This window comes from Streptomyces sp. NPDC031225 (assembly GCF_055570355.1).
This window is the reverse complement of the sequence record NZ_JBVIHJ010000013.1, coordinates 105681-121044: the sequence shown is the minus strand read 5'-3', so window position 1 is coordinate 121044 and position 15364 is coordinate 105681. Positions and strand designations below refer to the sequence as shown.

The following is a 15364-nucleotide window of genomic DNA, read 5'->3' as shown; positions in this document are numbered from 1 at the left end:
GGCTTCAACTCATGCGAAGGGTTGCGCACATGGGCATTCTCACTCTCCTGCGGAACGCGTTCGGCGGCCGATCACGCAAGGGCGCTGCCACCGAGGCAGAGGGTGCGGAGACGACTCCTTCGCAGGAGACGGAACCGAAGCTCCCGTCCCCGGCGGCCGAGCCGACTCCGCCGACAGCCACGGTTACGGCCCCGGAACCGGCTCCTGCAAAGGCCACGGTCCCGGAGCCCCGCTCCGCCACGCCGTCCACTTCCACCGATGACGAACACGATCTGGTCGCGGCCGCCTTCGACAACGTGGCGGTCCCGAAGCAGACGTCTTCGACAGAAACTCCGACCACAACGAAGCCGACGGCAGAGCCCGAGGCTCCCGCCGAGAAGCCGACGCCAGAGCCCGAGGCCACCGCAGCGGAGCCGGTGGCGGAGCCCGAGGCCCTCGCAGCGGAGCCGGTGTCGGAGGACACGGCCGTGGAGGAGCCGGCGGCTGAAGAACCGGCGCCGGCCGCTGAGGCCACGGTCGAGCCGGAGCCGGAGCCGACCGTCGAGCCCGAGCCGACGCCCGCCCCCGACGCGGTGACCGAGGCTGCTCCCGAGCCCGAGCCCGAGCCGGCTGCCGAGGCCACCGTCGAGCCCGTACCGGCATCGACTTCCGACGCGGTGACCGAGGCTGCTCCCGACCCGGTCGCCACCGAAGAGGCCGAGCCGGTCGCCGAGGCCGGCCCCGAGCCGGAGGCCGAGCCGGAACCGGTCGCCGAGACCGCTCCCGAGGCGGAGGCCGAGACCGTCGTGGAACCGGAGCCCGCGCCGGAGCCCGAGCCGGAGGCACAGCCGGAACCGGAGCCGGTCGCCGATGTCGCCCCCGAGCCGGAGGTGGAGGTGGAACCGGAACCGGCCACCGCATCCACCAAACCCTCCACCCCCGCGGCAGCGGACGACGTACTCGCGGCTGCCGACGAGACCGTCACGGTTGGTGCGGGTGGGAACGACGACGACTCGGCCGAAAGCCGGTCGGTCACCGTACCCCCCACCCTCCGCAGCGCCTACGAGGCCGCCGCCACCACCCTCGCCACCCACAAGCTCACCGGGACCACCGCGACCACCTACCTGGTCCTGGACCGTTCCGCGAGCATGCGCCCGTACTACAAGGACGGCTCCGCCCAGGCCCTCGGTGAGCAGACCCTCGCCCTCGCCGCCCACCTGGACCCGGCCGCGAAGGTCCACGTCGTCTTCTTCTCCACCGAACTCGACGGCACCGGCGAACTCACGCTCACCGGCCACGAGAACAAGATCGACGACCTCCACGCCGGCCTCGGCCGCATGGGCCGTACCAGCTACCACGTGGCCGTCGAAGAGGTCCTCGCGCACCACACCAAGGAGTCCCCGGACACCCCCGCCCTGGTCGTCTTCCAGACCGACGGCGCCCCGGACGCGAAGACCCCCGCCACCCAGGCCCTCACGGAGGCGGCGAAGACCCACCCGACCGTCTTCTTCTCCTTCGTGGCCTTCGGTGACCCGGAGAACAAGGCCTTCGACTACCTCCGCAAGCTCAAGCTCGCGAACACGTCCCACTTCCTCGCGGGCGAGACCCCGAAGGAACTCACGGACGCGGAGATCTACGAGGGCATCCTGGCGAACTGGCGCCCCTGACAGACACGGCAGCACACGACGGGGCCCGGAAAAACTCCGGGCCCCGTCCCCGTCCCGCCACTACGCTTCCGCCATGGCGGCGACCGGATCCGAGCAGCAGACCGAGAAGGCGTACTACGTCTCCACCCCCATCTACTACGTCAACGACGCTCCTCACCTGGGCCACGCCTATACGACCGTCGCAGGCGACGTACTCACCCGCTGGCACCGTCAGCGCGGCGAGAGGGTGTGGTTCCTCACCGGCACCGACGAGCACGGTCAGAAGATCATGCGAACCGCCGAGGCGAACGGCGTCAGCCCGCAGGAGTGGGCGGACAGGCTCGTCGACGAAGCCTGGAAGCCCCTCTGGGAGCACCTCGAGATCGCCAACGACGATTTCATCCGCACCACGGAGAAGCGCCACACGGACCGTGTCCGGGAGTTCGTCCAGGACCTCCACGACAAGGGCGAGATCTACAAGGGCGGCTACGAGGGCCCGTACTGCGTCGGCTGCGAGGAGTACAAGCTTCCCGGCGATCTCGTCGAGGCCGAGGACGGTACGCAGCTGTGCGCCATCCACAAGAGGCCGGTCGAGCTCCTCAAGGAAGAGAACTACTTCTTCAGGCTGAGCGAGTACGGCGACCGGCTCCTCGCCCACTACGAGGAGAACCCGGGCTTCATCCAGCCCGAGTCGGCGCGCAACGAGGTCGTGAACTTCGTACGCCAGGGCCTCCAGGACCTTTCCATCTCGCGCTCCACCTTCGACTGGGGCGTCCCGGTCCCCTTCGACGACAAGCACGTCATCTACGTGTGGATCGACGCCCTGCTGAACTACGCGACGGCGGTCGGCTACAACGAGAACCCGGAGAAGTTCGGGAACACCTTCCCCGCCGACGTCCACCTCGTCGGCAAGGACATCCTCCGCTTCCACGCGATCATCTGGCCCGCGATGCTGATGGCGCAGGGCCTCCCACTGCCCGGCAGGATCGCGGCCAACGGCTGGCTGATGGTCGGCGGCGAGAAGATGTCCAAGTCGAACCTGACGGGCATCAAGCCGCAGGACCTGACCTCCCACTTCGGCGTGGACGCGTACCGCTGGTACTTCCTGCGCGCGATCGCGTTCGGCCAGGACGGCTCGTTCTCCTGGGAGGACTTCTCGGCCCGGTACACGAGCGAGCTGGCGAACGACTACGGCAACCTGGCGTCACGCGTGGCCGCGATGGTGGGAAAGTACTTCGGCGGCGCGCTGCCGGAGGCGACGGCGGCGGGCCCTGCCGAGAAGGCGATCCAGGCCGGGCTGTCGCGGGCCGTCACCGAAGCGGACCGCCGGATCGGCGACGACCTCGACTTCCAGGGCGGCATCCTCGCCGTCTTCGACTTCGTGAAGCAGGTCAACGGCTACCTCACGGAACAGGAACCGTGGAAGGTGGCCAAGGACGACTCAACCGAGGGCGGGGCCCGCCTCGCGACCATCCTCTACACGGCCGCGGAGTCGCTCCGCGCGGTGGCGGTCCTCCTCAACCCGGTCATGCCGGGCACCTCCCGCAGGCTCTGGGACTCCCTCGGCGCGGAGGCCTCCCTGGGCACCCTCGCGGACCAGAGGATCCAGGAAGCGGGCGAGTGGGGCCGGCTCCGCCCCGGCGCGACCGTCACGAAGGGCGCGGTGCTCTTCCCGCGCCTGGAGGAGAAGCCGAGCGCTTGACGCCCTCGCCTGCGTGAACGCAGACGATTCCGGTCCGCACCGCTACGCGATGCCACCTCGGGTTCCTGCTTCACAAGCCCTTGCCTGCCCCCTTACGGGAGCCGGTCTTACATGGGCCTCCACAGGCGTCACTTTCCGCCCGTCCGGCGATAGGTCGGACAACTCCGTTATCCGACAAGGCGATCCTAGCCCTGATGCCGCACCCCTCCGGGCCGCTATGGCGAGGATGCCCTACACCTCCACCCTGAAGGGTGGAGCACTGGGCAAGCGTTCGATAGCCGGAACCCCGCAGCGAGCTCAGGCCTCGGGTTCGGCCAGCCAGGCGGTCGACTGGCCCGTGTGCCCGGCGACCGTCTCGAAGTCCCGGTCGTGGTGGAGCAGGGTCAGACCCGACAGCTCGGCCGTGGCGGCGAGGAGCAGGTCGACCGGTCCGGCCGAGCGGTGCTCACCGTTGTCGGTGAGGAGCTGCTGAACCTCGCGGGCGCGCTGATAGATGCCGTCGGGCATGAGGGTCCAGCTGAACAGTTGCCGCAGCTCCTCCTGGATGCCTTCACGATCCTCTTCTCCGCGCGCGGAGAAGAGGATCTCCAGCTCGGTCAGATCGCAGAGCGCGACCAGCCCGTTGTCGAGAACCGGCCCCCACTGCTCGTCGCACGCGTCGCTGCTGAGCAGGCGCACGGCAGCCGAGGTGTCGACCAGGTACGAGACATCACTCACCGGCGGTAGTTCCTCTTGTCCAGGAGGATGTCGAAGTCGCCGCGCGCCCCCCTCTCACGGAGCTTGGCCAGCGCTATGGCCCGGCTGCGCCGCTTGGCGACCTCCAGCAGCGCGGTGTTGACGGTGTCCTTCTTGGTCTTCGTGCCGAGCAGGAGCTGGGCTTCCGCCAGAGCCTCGTCGTCGACCTCGATGAGCAGTTTCGACATGAAGGACCTCCTTATATACGCGAGCCAGGTCGGAGATATATTACAGGTCCTCGTGCTCGTCCCGGTCGACTACGATTTCAGAGTTCGTACGACGGCTCGGCCAAGCAGCCGGAATCACCATCCGTCACCGCACGCAGCGACCTGGGAGCAGCCCCCGATGGCTCGACACCTCATCACCAGCGCCCTTCCGTACATCAACGGGATCAAGCACCTGGGCAACATGGTGGGGTCCATGCTCCCGGCGGACGTCTACTCCCGGTACCTCCGCCAGCGCGGCCACGAGGTCCTCTACATCTGCGCGACGGACGAGCACGGCACCCCCGCCGAACTGGCGGCCAAGGAGCAGGGCATCCCGGTCGCCGAGTTCTGCGCGCAGGCCCACGACGCCCAGAAGGCCGTCTACGACGGCTTCGCGCTGGCCTTCGACTACTTCGGCCGCAGCTCAAGCGAGCAGAACGTCGAGATCACCCAGCACTTCGCGCGCCGCCTGAACGAGAACGGCTTCATCGAGGAGCGCGCGATCCGTCAGGTCTACTCGCCCACCGACGGCCGTTTCCTCCCGGACCGCTATGTCGAGGGCACCTGCCCCCACTGCGGCTACGACAAGGCCCGCGGCGACCAGTGCGAGAACTGCACGCGCGTGCTCGACCCCACGGACCTGATCGAGCCCCGCTCGGCGATCTCGGGCAGCACGGATCTCGAAGTGAGGGAGACCAAGCACCTCTTCCTCCTCCAGTCCAAGCTGCAGCACGAGGTCGAGGAGTGGGTCTCCCGGCACGAGGACGACTGGCCGCAGCTGGCCTCCTCCATCGCCCGCAAGTGGCTGACCGAGGGCCTCCACGACCGCGCGATCACCCGTGACCTGGACTGGGGCGTCCCGGTCCCGTCCGACACGTGGCCCGAGCTGGCGGCGGAGGGCAAGGTCTTCTACGTCTGGTTCGACGCCCCGATCGAGTACATCGGCGCGACGAAGGAGTGGTCGGACCTCGACCCGGAGAACCGGGACTGGAAGTCCTGGTGGTACGAGTCGGACGCGGGCGAGAACCCCGTCCGCTACACGGAGTTCATGGCGAAGGACAACGTCCCGTTCCACACGGTGATGTTCCCGGCGACCGAGCTCGGCGTGCGCGAGCCGTGGAAGAAGGTCGACTACGTCAAGGCCTTCAACTGGCTGACGTACTACGGCGGGAAGTTCTCCACGTCCCAGAAGCGGGGCGTCTTCACCGACCAGGCCCTGGACATCCTCCCGGCCGACTACTGGCGCTACTTCCTCATCGCCAACGCCCCCGAGTCGGACGACTCGTCCTTCACCTGGGAGCACTTCACCGCGACGGTGAACAAGGACTTGGCCGACACCCTCGGCAACTTCGTCAACCGCGTCCTGTCCTTCTCCAAGAAGCGCTTCGGCGACGAGGTCCCGGCGGGCAGCGAGCCCGGCGAGGCGGAGACCAAGCTGGGCGAGGAGATCGCCCGCCTGCTCGCCGAGTACGAGTCCCAGATGGAGGCGCTCCAGTTCCGCAAGGCGGCGGCCGCGCTGCGCGCCCTGTGGTCGGCCGGCAACTCCTACCTGGAGGAGAAGGCCCCCTGGCTGGAGATCAAGACCGACCAGCCCGCAGCCGCGCTGACCCTGCGCACCGCGATGAACCTGATCCACCTGTACGCGGTGGTCTCGGAGCCCTTCATCCCGACGACGGCGAAGATCATGCGCGAGGCGTTCGCACTGGCCGACGACACGGCGGCCTGGGTCACGGCCGACGAGGCCCGCGCCCTCACCGCCGTCCCCGCCGGCACCCCCTTCACGGTCCCCCCGGTCCTCTTCGCCAAGCTCACGGACGAGGACCTGGAGAACTACAAGGAGCGCTTCGGCGGCACGCCCGCCGCATAAGGCGGGCGAGATCCGAGGTTAGGTAGATAGAATCTACATAGATTGAGTCTACCTAACCTCGGGGAGTTGCCGACGATGCCCAGCCCCTTCGTAGGCCGTGAAACCGAGCTGGCTCTCCTCCACAAACGCCTCGCCCGCGTCACCGCTGACGGGGCCGGCGTTGCGGTCGCCATCAGAGGGCGCCGTCAGGTCGGGAAGTCCCGGCTCGTGCAGGAGTTCTGCGACCGCGCGGGCCGACCGTACGTCTTCTTCACCGCGACCAAGGGCGCTTCGCCCTTGGAGGGCATCGCCGACTTCATGACGGAGCTGAGCGAGTCCTCGCTCCCCGCCGACCGGGAAATCGTGCCCCGGACCGCCCCCACCAACTGGCCGGATGCCCTGCGCACCCTGGCCGCCCTGCTGCCGGACTCTCCCAGCGTCGTCGTGCTCGACGAACTGCCCTGGCTCGCCGAGCAGGATCCCGTGTTCGACGGCGCGCTACAGACCGCGTGGGACCGGCTACTGTCCGGCCGACCCGTGCTTCTTCTCCTGCTCGGCAGCGATCTGCACATGATGGAACGGTTCACGGCGTACGACCGCCCCTTCTACGGACGAGCCGACAGCCTCACCCTCGGCCCGTTGAATCCGGCGGAGACGGGCGACGCGCTGGGCCTGGAAGCGGCCGACTCCATCGACGCGCACCTCGTCTCCGGCGGCCTTCCGGGGATTCTGCGCGCCTGGCCGCACGGCACCCCGGCGCTCGACTTCATCAAGTCCGAATGCGCCGACCCGGCCTCGCCCCTGTTCGGTGTGCCGGAGGCCGCGCTGATGGCCGAGTTCCCGGCACCCGACCAGTCCCGGCGGGTCCTGGAGGCGGTGGGCAGCGGCGACCGTACGCACGCCAACATCGCCGCGACCGCGGGAAGCCAGAGCGGCGCGCTGCCATCGGGGGTACTGTCCCCCCTGCTCCGCCGCCTCACCGAGGAGAAGCGGGTCCTCGCCTCGGACGCGCCTCTCTCCACCAAGCCCGGCAAGCCCGCCCTCTACCGTGTGGCCGACAGCAACCTACGCCTCTATCTGGCTGCCACGCGCTCCGCGCAGGAGCTGTCCAGACGCGGTCGTTCCGAAGCCGCGTACCGCGTGGTAGAGCGACGGTGGGCGGCCTGGCGGGGCCGTGCTGTCGAGCCCATGATCCGCCAGGCACTGGAACTCGCCGCCGCGTCCGGGGACTTCCCCTGGCCGGACACCGAAGTCGTCGGCGGCTGGTGGAACCGGCAGTTCGCACCAGAGGTCGACCTCGTCGGCGCCGATCGCGCACCCGTGGCCGGGACCGTGCACTTCGCGGGATCCGTGAAGTGGCTGACCGCACCCTTCGATCAGGCAGACCTGACCGCCCTGACCCAAGGCGCCTCGGAGATCCCCGGTTTCATCTCCGACATCGCCAATGTGGCCGTCGTGTCCCTGACAGGAACGACGTCCGCGGTGAAAGCCAGAGACGTCGGACTGGTGTGGGGACCACGGGACGTGCTCGCCGCCTGGCGGCCGTAGCGCCCGCGACGAGTGACTCCCCGACGTTCCAGTCCTGGTTCAGAAGTGTCGACGAAACCAGCGCCGGGCAAAGGTGAGTTGCCTATGCTGCTGAATCGGACGGGGGGGCGATGGCGGCACCGGGAGAGACCAGGCCAGAAACGGCTTCGGTTCGCAATGAGTTCGCGCTGGAGCGATACCGGTACATCCTCCAGCAGATCCACGCGGTGAACGAGAACGCGCACCGCTTCCTCACGCTCTACCAGACGCTCGCCACCGCACTGGTCAGTGCGGCTCTGCTCCTCTTCGTCGGCTACCAGAAGTGGGACGTGGCACCGGACACCGCGCGCGGCGGAGTGATCGGGCTGCTCGTCCTCGTGACAGTCGTCGCCGCCTTCACCAGCACTGCGGCAGGGCACCGCCGTCGACATCAAGACCCTCGCCGACCGGTTCCCCGAGGGCCCCACCCGTATCGCCGCCGCCCTGCGCGAGCTCGAAGCGCACGGCTACCTGAGCCGTAGCCGCCACCGCACGTCCACCGGCCAGGTCGTCACGCGCACGGTCTCCCGCAACCGGCCCGGACACCGGACCGGCGCCGCCGGCCCGGACACCGGACCGGCGCCGCCGCCGAGAGCACCAGCGGGCGGACCCGTCGCCCTGCCCCGGAAAAGCCGCCTCCCCGCAGGAAGCTCCTCCCCGCCGTACCGCAGCCCGGATACACCTCGCCCGCCCTCCTCCAGACGGCCCTCGATGTCCTCGCCGGCCTCCGCCGCCTCGACCCCCGTCTCCTCCTCTCCGCCACCGACGCCGAACACCTCGCCCCCGGCGTCGCCGCCTGGCTGGAACGCGACCTCACTCCCACGGCCGTACGCCACGCCCTCGCCGAGAACCTGCCGGTGGAACCCCTGATCCGGCCGGCCGCCTTCCTGGCCCACCGCCTGACCGCCCAGCTACCGCCGCTGCCCCCGCTCCGACCCCCTGCCCCACGGGCCCCGGAACCCAGACAGCCCTTCCAGAACTGCGACGGCTGCGACCGCCCCTTCCGCGCCCCGGCCCCCGGCCGTTGCCGCGACTGCCGATCCGATCTTGCTGAAGGCACCTAGCATGAAAGCGACGATCCTTGCCCCTGGGCACAGACGAGGAGCGAGCGCCATGACCATCGCACCGGACGCCGCGCGGCAGGGCGCCTCCCACCTCTACCGGGCCATGCGGGACTTCGTGCATTCCACGGACGACACCCTTCCCGGCAAGTTCGAGATCACCAAGGAAGGGATCGTCCTCGACATGATGTCGCCCTCCAAGCCGCACGAGCTCACCGTGCTGCGCGTCCGCAAACGCCTGGAGAAGGTGATGCCGGAGGCGCTCGTGGCTCACACGGGTGAACCCGATGTCGAAGACGAACCGGAGGGAGTCATGCGTCGCCCCGATGTGATGGTGATCAGCGAGGCCGAGATGGAGGGGGACGGCTCCTTCGATGCCCGCTCGCTCGTCGCCGCCGTGGAAATCGTCTCGCGTTCCAATCCGGACAACGACTGGGTCTCCAAGGTCCGCGACTACCCCCTGATCGGCATCCCGGTCTACGCGATCTTCGACCCCCGCACCGGCACCGGCGCCGTCCTCACCGACATCCACCCCACCCCCGACGGACCCCGCTACGCCACCCGCAAGGACTTCGTCTACGGCGAGGACGTCACCATCGCCGACTGGACCATCTCCACGGACGATCTGCCCCATTACGACAGCGGGCCCGGCGAAAAGCGCTGAGCGCCCTCCGAGGAAGGTGCCGCCCCCGAGCAGTCCGGATACCGACCCGGGCATCGACGTGTCCCCGCCAAGCCGTATGGTTTGCGCCATGGCCGTGCCCGGTGTCATTCCTGTCGCCTACGAGCCGAGGCACCGCACCGAGACGATCGGGCGGTATGCGGAGGGTCAGTTCCTGGCGTCGATCACCTATGCCTTCCCCGAGGGGTTCCACCTCGAAGAAGGCTGGGAAGAGCAGAAACGCCTCTATGCGGTGCTGCACACCTTCGACGCGGAGGGCAATTACCGCGACTCGGACATCTGGTGTGCGGGCACCTGGGCGGACCAGCAGCGTGACCCGCAGGGTGCCGCCGCGCCGCTGACCCGCGCCCAGATCCATCGCGCGACCCTGCTGCGCAGCCTGCCCCGGCGTTCCTACACGGACATCGCGATCCGGCCCTTCAGCGTCACCCACGAGGGCGTGCGCTTCGGCCTGGTGATCCGGGAGGACGAGGGCGAGCAGTGGGCGGAGCTCTACCCGGACCGCCTCGCCTTCGCGGAACCGTGGGACGGGTCCTACGACACCTGAGCGGGGCGGCCGGGTGCCGCCCCGGTACGCGAGGGCCGGGGGCTCGTGGTCACCCGGCCCTCGCGTGTCTCGTATGTCTCGTATGTCTCGTGTGCTACTTGAGCACCCCCGCGCCGGTCGTCGTGGCGAGGGACGTCGGGAGGCTCTTCACCGCGGCCGCTGAGGTCTCCAGGCCCGCCGTCAGCGTCGGCGTCCAGTTGACCGTGGTCTTCAGGTCCTTCGAGGACGCGGCGTTGTACGCGGCGACCAGGTTCGTCACCGTGCCGTTGACCTCGTTGCCGGTGCCCGCGATCGCGCCCGTGCCGTCACCGCTGAGGATCTTGGACACCTTGACCGTGGACGGGACCTTCCAGTAGTTGTCCGCGGCGACGACCTGGGCCTTGGCGCGGGAGTTGATGCTGTACTGCAGCGCGTAGCCGTTCAGGGCCGTCACGTCGTAGTAGTTGTTATAGATGTGGATCTGGCCCACGCGGGACAGGGGCGCCCGCTGGACGATGCCCTTCCACACGTTGTGGTGGATCGAGACCCTCAGCTTGCCGCCCGGCTCGCTGTCGCTGCTGCCGATCAGCATCGTCTTGTCGTGGTTGGTGAACTGGTTGCGGGAGACGGTCACCAGGTCCGAGCTCTTGGTGATGTCCAGCGCCCCGTCGTGGATCTGGTACTCGCGGCCGAAGTACTTCGGGTTCGCCGAGTCCAGGTGCGGCGCGTCCGTGAACGAGTTGTGGTCCGCCCAGACATGGGTGGCGCCGCGCAGGGTCACGGAGTCGTAGTTGGAGTTCCAGTTGCCCGTGTCGCCGTCCGTCGGGTCCCACTGCGGGAAGCAGTCCTCGGTGCGGGAGAAGGCGAGGTTGCGGACGATGACGTTGTTGACGTTCTGGATCTGGAGCATGCCGCCGGTGATCCCGGCCTTCGTGCCCGGAACTCCCACCACGGTGGTGTTCGCGGGCACCTTGAAGACGATGTTCGCGGCCTGCTTCTTCTGCGCGGCGGCACGAGCGGTCTCCTGTGCGCCCGACGGAAGCTTCGAGCGGCCGTAGGTCGCCGGGTCGAACGCCTTCAGGTACGACGTCAGCGAATAGCCCGTCCCCGACGCGTAGTTGGCGCACGTCAGCTTCTTGCCTGCGGCGTCCGTGTTGGCGTCGATGGTGCCCTTGACCTTGATGATCCGCGGGGTGGTGTCGGACGCGGACCCCAGCGCCTTCACGAGCTGCGCCCGCGTGGAGACGGTGAAGGTGTGCGCCGCGTCGGCCTTCGTGCCGCCGGTCGTGCCGGTCCCGGAGGACGCCCAGCCGTCCTTCGCGGCGAGCGTCTGGTGGAACAGGTCCACCGGCTGGGCGTTCGCGTTCATCACGACGACCCCGGCACCGACACCGGCCGCCACCACGGCGGCGGAGACGACCAGGGCGCGGCGGGTGCGGAGGGACCGGCGGTGGGAGGGGGAAGCCACAGGGAAGTCCTTACGGAGTTGTACGAGGTGAGCGGGGTGTGAAGCCCTCGTGAAAGGCCTTACGCCCCCTCAGTTGCCGCTGGCCTCCGTAGGGTTGCCGTGACCTTCGACCGAGTTTCCACGGCCACCGGCCCGGCTCCGGCCGCAACTCCGGCTCCAACTCCGGCTCAGAAGGTGCCGTCGAATCCGCCCGGTCCGCCGAACGGGCCGCCGCCGGGCCCGTGATGGTGGAACCCGTCGGACAGCGCGTCGGCGAGCAGCATGCCGCCCGCTCCCGCCGCCCCGGCCACCAGCGCCGTCTTCCACCAGGGCCGGCTGTACCAGCCGCCCGGGACCCGCCGCCCTCCCACGACCCCGCCGGGGTAGTAGTACGGCGTCGCCCCGCCCGGACGGTCGGAGACGGCGTACGTCCGCTCGTCGACGGTGACCCGGCCGTCCCGGGCGGTGACCGTGGCCGTCCCGAGGTCCGGCAGGGCGGGGCCGGGATCGAGGCCGAGGGCGGTACGGGCGCCGCGGATGTAGTAGAGGCCCTCTATGGCGGTCTGCGTCACCATCGCGTACTGCGCGGGCGTCCCGGCGGCGACGAGTTGCCCCTGCGCGGCCCGGTACCGCTCGTTCGCGTCGGTCAGTGCCTGGTCCGCCGCCTTGTCCCCGCCCGCGTCCAGCGTGGACAGACCTCCGCCGAGCCGCTCGACCCATCGCTCGGCCTCGGCCCGGGCGTCGAAGGCGTCCACGGGCGGGAGCGGAACCACCCCGGCTCCTCCGGCCGCACGCCGCTGCGCGGCCACCGCGACAGCCGCCCCGGCAATCAGCACCAGTGCGAGCAACACCATGAACCCCATCGCTTCCTCCAGCGTGTCAGCGGACCAGCAGGTCAACGCGACCTCCTGCCCGCCATGACACGCCTCGCCGCTATGCGGACGCACCGAGGAACCTGTGCGGCCGCCATGGGATGTCCATGACGGCCGCGAAGGGGTCTGGTCCTCGGCCGCCGAGACGGCGACCGCGAGAACCCGAGGGCTACGTCGCCGAGTTGTCGTTCGTCGCGTCCGGGTCGACGCCCATCGTGAGGGAGCCCACGACCCCCCTGGCGATGTTCCTCTTGTTGTACTTCAGCTTCAGCAAGCCGCCCGTCGTACCGCTCTGGTCGTAGATCATGTCCTCGGTGAGCGTGGTGCGCTCGACGGGATTGGAGGCGTACGGTTCCACCTCCGCCGAGGCCAGGACCGACTCCTCGTCGAAGAAGAACTGGCCGGTGTGGCAGGTGTGTCCGCCCTCGTAACCCGCGTCCGTCCACTTGCCGCCCACATGCACCTTGGTGTGGATGTGGACGCAGCGGCCCCGGTACCAGCCCGGGAAGACGGTCCGGAAGACGACGTGTCCGTGCTTGTCGGTGCGCCAGGTGCCACGCAGATAGCGGGTGTCGTCGGTGGGTTCCTGGTGGCCGCCGCCCGGGGGAGGACCGGTGGGAACGCCGGTCGGCGTGCCGGTGGGCGTCCCGGTGGGCGGCGCTCCCGTGGGTGCGGGGCCGCCTCCGCCGCCGTTGCCCTGGGCCTCGTACCCGGAGTAGACGCCCACCGCGTCGCAGTGCCAGATGTCCACGGCCGCGTTCCGGACCGGCCTGCACGTCTCCGTGTCGATCACCTTGAGGTCCAGGGTGAGCGGAATGCCCTCCCGGTCCTCGGTGATGTCCCGGCGGATCTTGTCCGCGTCGATGTAGTACGGCCCCTCGGTGGTCTCCGAAGTCAGCCTGTAGCAGGCCTCTTTCGCGTCGGCCGTCTCCCCGCCCACGAAGGCGTTCGCGTCGGTGCCGGCGTTCGCGGTCGCGGTGAAGGCGCCGCCCACCCCCACCGCGGTCACCGTCACACCGCCGGCCGCCAGGACCGTCCGGCGCCTCAACTGCCCTGTGTCGTCAGCTTTCTGATGTCCTGTCATGTCCATGGACCGTAGAGGTAGGAATCCTGGCAGGAACATCGGAGGAAGCTGTGAAAAGCGAAGTGGCTCGGAACCGACGTCGGTTCCGAGCCACTGTCAGCCTGGCGCCTACTTCGGCTGCGGCTTGCGCACCGACAGGTGCAGCTCCCTCAGCCGGGCCTCCTCCAGCTCCGTCGGCGCGCCCATCATCAGGTCCTGGGCGTTGCCGTTGAGCGGGAAGGAGATGGTCTCGCGGATGTTGGGCTCGTCGGCCAGCAGCATGACGATGCGGTCGACGCCGGGGGCGATGCCGCCGTGCGGCGGGGCGCCGAAGCGGAACGCGCGCAGCATGCCCGCGAACTTCTCCTCGACGGTCTCGCGGTCGTAACCCGCGATCTCGAAGGCCTTCAGCATGATGTCGGGCTCGTGGTTCCGGATCGCGCCGGAGGACAGCTCGACGCCGTTGCACACGATGTCGTACTGCCAGCCCAGGATGTCCAGCGGGTCCTGGGTCTCCAGGGCCTCCAGACCGCCCTGCGGCATCGAGAACGGGTTGTGCGAGAAGTCGATCGCGCCCGTCTCCTCGTCCTTCTCGTACATCGGGAAGTCGACGACCCAGCAGAACCGGAAGACGCCCTCCTCGAAGTGCCCGGCACGCTTGGCGGCCTCGACCCGCACCGCGCCCATGATCTTCGAGACCTCGTCGAACTCGCCCGCGCCGAAGAACACCGCGTGACCGGCGGCCAGCGACAGGCGCTTGGTCAGCTCGGCGACGTTCTCCTCGGTGAGGAACTTGGCGATCGGGCCGGACAGGGAACCGTCCTCGGCCACCCGCACCCAGGCCAGGCCCTTCGCGCCCTGCGAGACCGCGTAGTCGCCGAGCTGGTCGAAGAACTTCCGCGGCTGCGCGGACACGTCCGGCACCGCAAGGGCCCGCACGTGCTTGCCGGCGAAGGCCTTGAACTCCGAGCCCTCGAAGACATCGGTGATGTCCACGAGCTCCAGCTGCGCGCGCAGGTCCGGCTTGTCGGAGCCGTACTTCAGCATCGACTCGCGGAACGGGATCCGCGGGAACGGGGACGTCACCTGGCGCCCGTTGCCGAACTCCTCGAACAGCTCCGTCATGAGCCGCTCGATCGGCTGGAAGACATCCTCCTGCTCGACGAAGCTCATCTCCACGTCGAGCTGGTAGAACTCGCCCGGCGAACGGTCCGCACGCGCGTCCTCGTCACGGAAGCAGGGCGCGATCTGGAAGTAGCGGTCGAAGCCGGAGATCATCAGCAGCTGCTTGAACTGCTGCGGCGCCTGCGGGAGGGCGTAGAACCTGCCCGGGTTCAGGCGGGAGGGGACCACGAAGTCACGGGCGCCCTCGGGGGAGGTCGCCGACAGGATCGGAGTGGCCATCTCGTTGAAGCCGAGGGCGACCATCTTCGAGCGGATCGAGGCGATCACCGACGACCGCAGCATGATGTTCTTGTGCATGCGCTCGCGGCGCAGGTCGAGGAAGCGGTACTCCAGGCGCCGCTCCTCGTTGACCCCGTCCTCGGTGTTGATCGTGAACGGCAGCGGGGCGGCCGCGCCGAGCAGCTCGACCTCGCCGACCTCGACCTCGATCTCACCGGTGGGCAGGTCCGCGTTGATGTTCTCGGCACCGCGGGAGACGACCTTGCCGTCGACGCGGACCGTGGACTCCTTGGTCAGCTTGTCGAGGGCCTCGTAGGCGGGCGTGCCGGGACGGGCGACCAGCTGCGTGATGCCGTAGTGGTCGCGCAGATCGATGAAGAGGATGCCGCCCAGGTCGCGCCGATTGTGCAGCCAGCCACTCAGCCGGACGTCGGTGCCGACGTCAGAGGAGCGGAGCTCGCCGCAGGTGTGGGACCTGTACCGATGCATCGTCGTTCATCCAGCCTTCGCGGATCGGGGTGTGTTTCACGTGAAACTTCCCCAAGCCTACCGGGGCCCCGAGATCCCCTCCCCACCATTACGACTCGGTCAACAGTGGCACTACGGGATCTCCTGTTCTTAAAGTGGGG

The 15364-nt window shown here is 69.0% G+C and carries 14 protein-coding genes; 7 read left to right on the top strand and 7 right to left on the bottom strand.

What is annotated here, in order from left to right; translation table 11 throughout:
• The first annotated feature begins 29 nt into the window (after positions 1-29).
• Both ACZ48Z_RS22915 and metG (ACZ48Z_RS22910) read left to right on the top strand, forming a co-directional pair.
• Positions 30-1646 (top strand): VWA domain-containing protein, encoded by a 1617-nt coding sequence (locus ACZ48Z_RS22915; protein WP_468737712.1) that lies wholly within the window; start codon positions 30-32, stop codon positions 1644-1646.
• Between the two features lie 73 nt (positions 1647-1719).
• Positions 1720-3327: a methionine--tRNA ligase gene (gene metG / locus ACZ48Z_RS22910; protein WP_468737711.1), complete on the top strand. Its 1608-nt coding sequence runs from the start codon at positions 1720-1722 to the stop codon at positions 3325-3327.
• 297 nt (positions 3328-3624) lie between these two features.
• Here the strand turns inward: metG (ACZ48Z_RS22910) and ACZ48Z_RS22905 are convergent, their stop codons facing one another.
• Complete coding sequence (locus tag ACZ48Z_RS22905) at positions 3625-4044, bottom strand: PIN domain-containing protein (protein ID WP_468737710.1); 420 nt, start codon at positions 4042-4044, stop codon at positions 3625-3627.
• Positions 4041-4250 (bottom strand): type II toxin-antitoxin system VapB family antitoxin, encoded by a 210-nt coding sequence (locus ACZ48Z_RS22900; RefSeq protein WP_086751292.1) that lies wholly within the window; start codon positions 4248-4250, stop codon positions 4041-4043. Before ACZ48Z_RS22900 ends, ACZ48Z_RS22905 begins: the two co-directional genes overlap by 4 nt.
• A 157-nt stretch (positions 4251-4407) precedes the next feature.
• On the opposite strand from ACZ48Z_RS22900, the gene metG (ACZ48Z_RS22895) reads away from it, so the two are divergent.
• The 3 genes from metG (ACZ48Z_RS22895) (at position 4408) to ACZ48Z_RS22885 (ending at position 8162) form a co-directional block, all read left to right on the top strand.
• A complete protein-coding gene (gene metG, locus ACZ48Z_RS22895; protein WP_468737709.1) occupies positions 4408-6135 on the top strand; it encodes a methionine--tRNA ligase in 1728 nt (575 codons plus the stop codon).
• A 75-nt stretch (positions 6136-6210) separates the two neighbouring features.
• The gene (locus tag ACZ48Z_RS22890; RefSeq protein ID WP_468737708.1) at positions 6211-7662 is read left to right on the top strand and encodes an ATP-binding protein; all 1452 of its coding nucleotides are present in this window, start codon (positions 6211-6213) and stop codon (positions 7660-7662) included.
• A gap of 110 nt (positions 7663-7772) precedes the next feature.
• On the top strand, positions 7773-8162 hold the full coding sequence (locus ACZ48Z_RS22885) for a hypothetical protein (RefSeq protein ID WP_468737707.1): 390 nt from the start codon (positions 7773-7775) through the stop codon (positions 8160-8162).
• On the opposite strand, the gene ACZ48Z_RS22880 is transcribed toward ACZ48Z_RS22885, so the two are convergent.
• Positions 8148-8576: a hypothetical protein gene (locus tag ACZ48Z_RS22880; RefSeq protein WP_468737706.1), complete on the bottom strand. Its 429-nt coding sequence runs from the start codon at positions 8574-8576 to the stop codon at positions 8148-8150. The genes ACZ48Z_RS22885 and ACZ48Z_RS22880 overlap by 15 nt on opposite strands.
• Before the next feature lie 217 nt (positions 8577-8793).
• On the opposite strand from ACZ48Z_RS22880, the gene ACZ48Z_RS22875 reads away from it, so the two are divergent.
• Both ACZ48Z_RS22875 and ACZ48Z_RS22870 read left to right on the top strand, forming a co-directional pair.
• Positions 8794-9405: a Uma2 family endonuclease gene (locus ACZ48Z_RS22875; RefSeq protein ID WP_468737705.1), complete on the top strand. Its 612-nt coding sequence runs from the start codon at positions 8794-8796 to the stop codon at positions 9403-9405.
• Positions 9406-9493: 88 nt separating this feature from the next.
• Positions 9494-9970: a hypothetical protein gene (locus tag ACZ48Z_RS22870; RefSeq protein ID WP_468737704.1), complete on the top strand. Its 477-nt coding sequence runs from the start codon at positions 9494-9496 to the stop codon at positions 9968-9970.
• A 94-nt stretch (positions 9971-10064) separates the two neighbouring features.
• On the opposite strand, the gene ACZ48Z_RS22865 is transcribed toward ACZ48Z_RS22870, so the two are convergent.
• From ACZ48Z_RS22865 to aspS, 4 genes are all read right to left on the bottom strand, one after another.
• Positions 10065-11417, bottom strand: coding sequence for a pectate lyase family protein (locus tag ACZ48Z_RS22865; protein ID WP_468737703.1), 1353 nt, complete (start codon positions 11415-11417; stop codon positions 10065-10067).
• 167 nt (positions 11418-11584) lie between these two features.
• Positions 11585-12250 (bottom strand): hypothetical protein, encoded by a 666-nt coding sequence (locus ACZ48Z_RS22860; RefSeq protein WP_468737702.1) that lies wholly within the window; start codon positions 12248-12250, stop codon positions 11585-11587.
• Between the two features lie 187 nt (positions 12251-12437).
• The gene (locus ACZ48Z_RS22855; RefSeq protein WP_468737701.1) at positions 12438-13352 is read right to left on the bottom strand and encodes an intradiol ring-cleavage dioxygenase; all 915 of its coding nucleotides are present in this window, start codon (positions 13350-13352) and stop codon (positions 12438-12440) included.
• Between the two features lie 108 nt (positions 13353-13460).
• Positions 13461-15224 carry an aspartate--tRNA ligase gene (gene aspS, locus ACZ48Z_RS22850; protein WP_468737700.1) on the bottom strand — a complete coding sequence of 588 codons (1764 nt, stop codon included), beginning with the start codon at positions 15222-15224 and terminating at the stop codon, positions 13461-13463.
• Positions 15225-15364 lie beyond the last annotated feature (140 nt).